Source organism: Paenibacillus sp. Y568 (assembly GCF_059445545.1).
Genome location: NZ_JCAIUM010000038.1, coordinates 1 through 6,448, shown reverse-complemented (window position 1 = coordinate 6,448; position 6,448 = coordinate 1). Strand labels below are relative to the sequence as shown.

The window sequence follows — 6,448 nt, the reverse complement described above, 5'->3', positions numbered from 1 at the left end:
AGATTCAATTGTATCTTTATTTTACCTTCTTTTCCGAATGCGTACAAGCGTTCCTATGTAATTTTGATTTATGTATTTATGATCTTAATATACGTTTTTTAACCCGCATCCCTTTCATATAACGTTTCCGCATTTCTGACGTCCGAACGGCTTAAGGACCATAGGTCCGGGTGGCTCTGCCACTTAGCCGGTTGGATGTGTCGCCTGATTCCACTTCTCTGAAATACCTCTTGGCTACCAAGGAGCGTCAGCGACGAAGCAGAAATGTAATGTTATATGCTGTCAGGCTCTTCTTTGAAATACTATTCTCACTTCTTCTTGCCTTGCATTATTAATAAATCATGATTCCTTCAATTTCTCTGATCCTTAAAATTTCCATTGTCTTAATAACTCCTAGGTTTTCATGTGCTATGGTTATTAACCATTCTTCTTTACTCTTGAAAAAGCATAAATATTCTAATAATTCAGGTTGCATCCATTGATATAATCGGTCTGCTTTACTTATTAGTAACTCCATTAATTCTTGCTGACAATCAAAATAATAAACATCTGCGAAATGCCCAAATAATCGTGTACCTGGCCATTCATCCTGTTTTTTGCTCTCTTTAATATATGGTTTTAATTCTTCAATCAATGTTTCACTACTTTTACTTAAATCAATTTGATCCCTTTTGACTAATATGAACTCATCACATATGTTAAATGCCAATGATATTAATTGCTTGTACGTATTCCCAATTGGTTCTTCTAGTATTTCTATCATAAGATACTCCTTTGAAATGGGTTTCAGAAGATCTTCCATCTCTAGCCTGATTGCATATAACGTTGCGCATTTATGACGTCCAAACGGCTTAAGGACCGAAGGTCCGGGTGGCTCTGCCACTTAGCCGGTTGGATGTGTCGTCTGAATACACTTCTCCGAAATACCTCTTGGCGACCAAGGAGCGCCAGTGACGTAGCAAAAATGCATTGTTATATGATGTCAACCTCTTCCCCGATTGATCTATCAAACTCTATTTATAAACTATTTATAGATATTTTTTAAATCCCTTACTTACTGACCCACTATACCCTTCTCTTTCAAAGAATTGGTGAGCTCTTAGACGTTGAGAGTTACTTAAAAGCATTATTCTGTGACAGTCAATAGATCTGCAATACTCATCGATATACTGCAAAAGTTTTTGTCCAATATTCTTACTCTGATGATTCTCATGGACAATTATATTCTCTATCACTCCATATGGTCTCAGACCATGCAATGCCTGAAGACATATGTTTAGCGTCACTGTCCCTAAGATTTCCCCTTCTTCATCGTATACTAGCAAAAAGTTCATAGGGTCTACTCTGATTTTTTCTATTTGTTCTTCTAAAACATTCATTTTTTTGCTATTTGGAACTAACATTCTGTAGAGCTTGAATAATTGTTCTTTGTCTTTTCCTTCTGCTTCTCGAATCATCATTCATTTGGCTCCTTTACATTAATTAGGTTGATTTCATATAACGTTTGGCATTCCTGACGTTCAAGCAGCTTAAGTGACCGTAGGGAACGGGTCGTCAGACTTAGCTGGTTGAATGTATCGCCTGAAATAACTTCTCTGATATCCCTCTTGGCGATCAAGGGCGAATGCCCGCAGTAGGAATGCAGTGTTATGCGATGCCCTTGCCTCCTTCGAGTCATCTACCCTAATAATATTGTTGCCTTTTCGATTTCTCCTTGTTCATCTAGGTATTTCAACGTCCTATCAATATCTTCATTGTTCATAGTCTTTACAATTATTAAATGTTGAATATTACATCCTGGTGGATCTAGATTAGGTTGTTCAAACTGCTTTACTAATCTTTCTGGCGTGGTTATCAAACACCATCTCTTCATTCCGTTATTAAATGTTATGGTTAATTCGATTAGATCAAATGAGTCTAATTCATCATCGAACTTCCAACTTTGTAGTATTGGTACTTCCACTTTCCCTTCAGCAAAATGGTGTTTATTGATCCAGATTCTTCTGTTCTGATTTCCGATTACTCTAAGTTTATCATCATCTTCAGCAACTACTTCATAAAACCTTGCTTTAGTAATCGCATGTCCGTATACCCCAACACTGGTACAGGTAATAATTCTTTCATCCATGTAATCACATCCGATACTAAATTCTGATTGGTCTTTATGTTTCATATATTCTTGCAAGGGTTTCGCATAACGTTCGCGCATTACCGACGTCCAAACTGCTTAAGGACCGTAGGTCCGGGTGGCTATGCCACTTAGCTGGTTGGATGTGTCACCTGAATTAACTTCTACGAACCTTCCTCCTGGTGACCTATGGAGAGTAACGACCGCTGTGGTAATGTAATGTTATGCGATGCCTTTGTCTTCCTCGATTAACTTAAAAATATCCTTAAATTTGTATCCATCATCTTCAGACAAATCTATTCCGTATATATCCTTTATCTTTTTCAGTTTTTCTTCTAATAGATCATCATCCAAACAAAAATCGTATAAAGAAGATTCGTCGGATATAAATAGAATATTGTCATAATCCATATCTAGTATCTTGATAAAAAAGTCTTTAGTAATATGATCATATTTATCAATTTTCTTAGTGTCAGCGAACTTTACCTCGACAGTAGTTCCTGGTCGAGGGAGTATATGACCAGCAGCTTTATAATCATTAAATCTTTTCTTTAGTTCTTCGTATGCCTCTTCAATCGTAGCTCCTGTACCATTCATCCAATACCACTTGATAATTCGCACATCCCAAGGTTGAACAGTAACTGATGATCCATATAATTGCTTAACTTTATCATCCAAGATTTGTCTTCTAACTTCGATTGGATAATCATTAAGTTTCCATTCACGTTTGAGAAAGGAAGCTAGGTTTTTATAGACTGATTTGAAGTATCTAACAAATGATTTCATGGTTCTCCCCTCTCGCAAAGGTTTCGCATAACGTTTGGCATTCCTGACGTTCAAGCAGCTTAAGTGACCAACGGGAACGGGTCGTCAGACTTAGCTGGTTGAATGTATCGCCTGATTTCACTCCTCTGATATCCTTCTTGGCGATCAAGGGCGAATGCCCGCAGTAGGAATGCTGTGTTAGACGGAGTTATTGACTTCTATGAGTTAGCTTTCAATACTTTGAAGTTATAATCACTAGCCATGCATTCAAAAGTCTCGTCTCTGAAATAAAATAAATAATGCTTTAGTGTCTTCTTATCTATGTATTTGTTATTGTATATACTGTCACTAGGGAACGAATCTTCCCATCCTGAGTCCTCAAGTAAATAAAACTCTCCCCATTTGATTCCGCTATCTGAAAATCTGCATTGCCCTTTATAAAATCCCTCATCATTCGTTGCTCCTAAGCGATACATATAACAATTATCAAATTCTAAACTGCCTATATCTTCTTCTTCATAATCACTATAAATAAATGCATTTAAGTAGAATCTTAAAATAAATTTATCCTCTTCTATGATAATGCTTGGATCTGGAGCGTTCGGTTCTGCCCCCCACCTATTATTTAGTTGTTTGAATTTCATGGTTTATCCTCATTTCAATAATTTCGTCTAACGTTTGTGTGTTCCTGAACCCGAAAGGCTTAAAGGAGCGCATGCGACTGGGTGGCTTCGCCACTTAGCCTTGCAGGGTTGTCTGCCTGATTCCACTTCCTCGAAATGCCTCGGGCAGACCTAGGAGCGTCAGCGACCCGGCAGGAAAACGGTGTTAGACGATGGCACCTGCTTCTTGAGTCAGCTAACAACCAAGTACTTTAGATTATTCTTTATGTCTTCTACAATTTTATTTATTTCATCCTCTTTATAGTTTTGTGTCTCTAATACATACCTTTCCTCTGTAATTGATTCTCTAAATTCTCTAAGTAAAATTAAACTTCTTTCCCCCATTTGGTTTTCAATTGGTCTTAATTTATCTCGGTATATAAGTGTTTCTTCATCAGCCATCAAAATTACATATATAATTCTGACATTCAAATCTTTAATTCCTTCTAAAAACAACTCTAAATCTTTGTTAAAAGTCACATAATCTATGACAACATCATAATTAACCCCAATCAAATTTCTTGTTATATCTAAAATGTTCTTCCAAGTCAGATTTAATGTTTCTTCACATATCCAAGGCCGCCCACGACCATTTACGGGAATATGACTGATATCATCTCCAGAAATATAAGCACTTCTATCTATAGATTGAACAAGTTTAGTAGCAGTTGTTGATTTTCCCACTCCAGCTGGGCCGGATACAAAATAAATAGTCTGTTTCATATTGTCACTTCAGTCCTTTAAATTGGTGTGTTTTATTATGTTTTTCAGGTGCTTTCGTCTAACGTTTGGCATTTCTGACGTCCAAACGGCTTAAGGACCGTAGGTCCGGGTGGCTCTGCCACTTAGCCGGTTGGATGTGTCGTCTGAATACACTTCTCCGAAATACCTCTTGGCGACCAAGGAGCGTCAGCGACGAAGCAAAAATGCATTGTTATAAGATGTCCGGGGCTTCTTTGAATATTCTCATTAATTCTTTAATAAATCACTTCTCCGAAACGCTCTAGCAAAATGTCACTTCAAATCTATTTCTTCGAAATGCCTCAGCAAAACGTCACTTCAAATCTACTTCTTCGATATGCCTCAGTAAAACGTCACTTCAAATCTACTTCTTCGATATGCCTCAGTAAAACGTCACTTCAATCTACTTCTTCGAAATGCCTCAGTACAATGTCATTTCAAATTTGCTTCCTCGATAAACCCTAGTAGCATGTCACTTCAAATCTACTTTTTTGAAATGTCCTAAGCAATAACAAATGTCTTTACCCCGGATTTCTTATAACGTTGCGCATTTCTGACGTCCAAACGGCTTAAGGACCGTAGGTCCGGGTGGCTCGCCACTTAGCCGGTTGGATGTGTCGCCTGATTCCACTTCTTCGAAATACCTCTTGGCGACCAAGGAGCGTCAGCGACGAAGCAAAAATGCATTGTTATACGCTGCCCCTTCTTCTTCGACTCCACATCCATATATGTCTTGTGTGTTTTATGTATTTAATATGTCTTTACGTGTTTGATATTTTGGTTCTATCTTTTGGTTCTTTTGGTCCTATCAAATCCGTTTCCGCATAGGAAAGGTTCCCCTTCTCTATCCCTAGTATCTCCATTCTCAACTGCTTCTTCGGAATCCATCCTTATTCTATTAATTCTTTTATGCTCTTTGTCTACCTTCTATTATCCTTGGTCTAATTGATCCTTTAACCATTATTCTCATTTTTTTGTTACTTGGTTTCATGTTTTAACATTCTCAAAGGGGTTGCGTATAACGTTTGGGTATCTACGAATCCTCACCACCTTAAAGGAGCAAAGCGACTGGCCGCGACGCGGTTAGGAGGTGCAGGGTTGTCTGCTGAATCCTCATCCTAGAAATCCCTCTTGCAGACCAAGGTTCGTAAGAACCGCAGCGTAGATACAATGTTAGACGAAGGACTTGACTCCTTGAATTCACAAACAAATGTCATTGATCACATACGTCAAGTATTTTTAAATTGTTGAAAGCATTGTTCGTAGCGATATATTTTCAATGCCTTCTGAAGTCATATTTATCATTTGGTAGATTCAAAATATGACCGTTAATATTAACTGTATCATCATCTAACCAAGTGATGTCCGCAGTTTCTTCTTTATAATTCCAATAAATATTTCTTGGCTTTTTTGAACTCTTATTAAAGATGAGTTGCCCTCTAACAGTAAAACCTGTTGTTGCACCACCGCTGGAAAGATACGCCTTTACTGTATATGTACCTACTGGTGAAGTTGATTGTGAAATAATTTCACCACCAGTTAACCTATTCATATCGTAAAACGCCCAGTACCAACCATACCCTATCACGCAAGCAACGAGAATGATTGGAAGTAATAAGTATAATATCATTTTTCTTTTGATTCGCATTCACCCTCTTTCATTGTAATGTTATGCCTTACTGAAAGTTTGAATGTTACTTTATGTTTCATAATTGCTAGTATCAAATATGGCATTTACCTATTACATATATCTTTTGATTTCATCGCTTTTGATCTTCATTACATTCTTTTGAACTTAATACCCTGTAATTATTACAAGTCTTTCGTCTAACGTTCGGGTATTCACGACGTCCTATCGACTAAGTGCGCGTCAGCGCACTTAGTCGATTGGATGTGTCCGGCTGATTCCGCTTCCTCGCTACTGAAGATCCATCCCCGAATATACTTCTAACTTCTGCCGGACCGAGGGGCGAATGCCCCGAAGCTTGAATATGGTGTTATCAGATGGATCAGCCTTCTTTGATATTACCCTCAAGATGTTTTGTACAGTTATGCAGTTCACATGTCCATTGATTATCTATTTTCTTTAAAATAGTTATTGATGTATTGCCAAAATCTTTTGTAGGAAAATCAGGAACTAAATTGATAAAGT

The 6,448-nt window shown here is 37.7% G+C and carries 7 protein-coding genes; all 7 read right to left on the bottom strand.

The annotated features are described in order from the left end of the window. Positions 1 to 331 precede the first annotated feature (331 nt). Positions 332 to 763 (bottom strand): hypothetical protein, encoded by a 432-nt coding sequence (locus AC1D7X_RS25555; protein WP_495476407.1) that lies wholly within the window; start codon positions 761 to 763, stop codon positions 332 to 334. Positions 764 to 1,028: 265 nt separating this feature from the next. Next, positions 1,029 to 1,460 (bottom strand): GNAT family N-acetyltransferase, encoded by a 432-nt coding sequence (locus AC1D7X_RS25550; RefSeq protein WP_495458781.1) that lies wholly within the window; start codon positions 1,458 to 1,460, stop codon positions 1,029 to 1,031. Between the two features lie 218 nt (positions 1,461 to 1,678). After that, positions 1,679 to 2,209 (bottom strand): hypothetical protein, encoded by a 531-nt coding sequence (locus AC1D7X_RS25545; RefSeq protein ID WP_495476406.1) that lies wholly within the window; start codon positions 2,207 to 2,209, stop codon positions 1,679 to 1,681. 141 nt (positions 2,210 to 2,350) lie between these two features. Next, complete coding sequence (locus AC1D7X_RS25540; RefSeq protein ID WP_495476405.1) at positions 2,351 to 2,914, bottom strand: hypothetical protein; 564 nt, start codon at positions 2,912 to 2,914, stop codon at positions 2,351 to 2,353. A gap of 197 nt (positions 2,915 to 3,111) precedes the next feature. Further along, positions 3,112 to 3,537, bottom strand: coding sequence for a hypothetical protein (locus tag AC1D7X_RS25535; RefSeq protein WP_495476404.1), 426 nt, complete (start codon positions 3,535 to 3,537; stop codon positions 3,112 to 3,114). Positions 3,538 to 3,747: 210 nt separating this feature from the next. Then, the gene (locus AC1D7X_RS25530) at positions 3,748 to 4,278 is read right to left on the bottom strand and encodes an AAA family ATPase (RefSeq protein WP_495458782.1); all 531 of its coding nucleotides are present in this window, start codon (positions 4,276 to 4,278) and stop codon (positions 3,748 to 3,750) included. Positions 4,279 to 5,572: 1,294 nt separating this feature from the next. Further along, positions 5,573 to 5,944 (bottom strand): DUF5412 domain-containing protein, encoded by a 372-nt coding sequence (locus AC1D7X_RS25525; RefSeq protein ID WP_495476403.1) that lies wholly within the window; start codon positions 5,942 to 5,944, stop codon positions 5,573 to 5,575. Positions 5,945 to 6,448: the final 504 nt, after the last annotated feature.

Coding starts and splice junctions, on each gene's coding strand:
- AC1D7X_RS25555 (WP_495476407.1), bottom strand. CDS start 763: ATGATAGAAATACTAGAAGAACCAATTGGGAATACGTACAAGCAATTA.
- AC1D7X_RS25550 (WP_495458781.1), bottom strand. CDS start 1,460: ATGATGATTCGAGAAGCAGAAGGAAAAGACAAAGAACAATTATTCAAG.
- AC1D7X_RS25545 (WP_495476406.1), bottom strand. CDS start 2,209: ATGCGCGAACGTTATGCGAAACCCTTGCAAGAATATATGAAACATAAA.
- AC1D7X_RS25540 (WP_495476405.1), bottom strand. CDS start 2,914: ATGAAATCATTTGTTAGATACTTCAAATCAGTCTATAAAAACCTAGCT.
- AC1D7X_RS25535 (WP_495476404.1), bottom strand. CDS start 3,537: ATGAAATTCAAACAACTAAATAATAGGTGGGGGGCAGAACCGAACGCT.
- AC1D7X_RS25530 (WP_495458782.1), bottom strand. CDS start 4,278: ATGAAACAGACTATTTATTTTGTATCCGGCCCAGCTGGAGTGGGAAAA.
- AC1D7X_RS25525 (WP_495476403.1), bottom strand. CDS start 5,944: ATGCGAATCAAAAGAAAAATGATATTATACTTATTACTTCCAATCATT.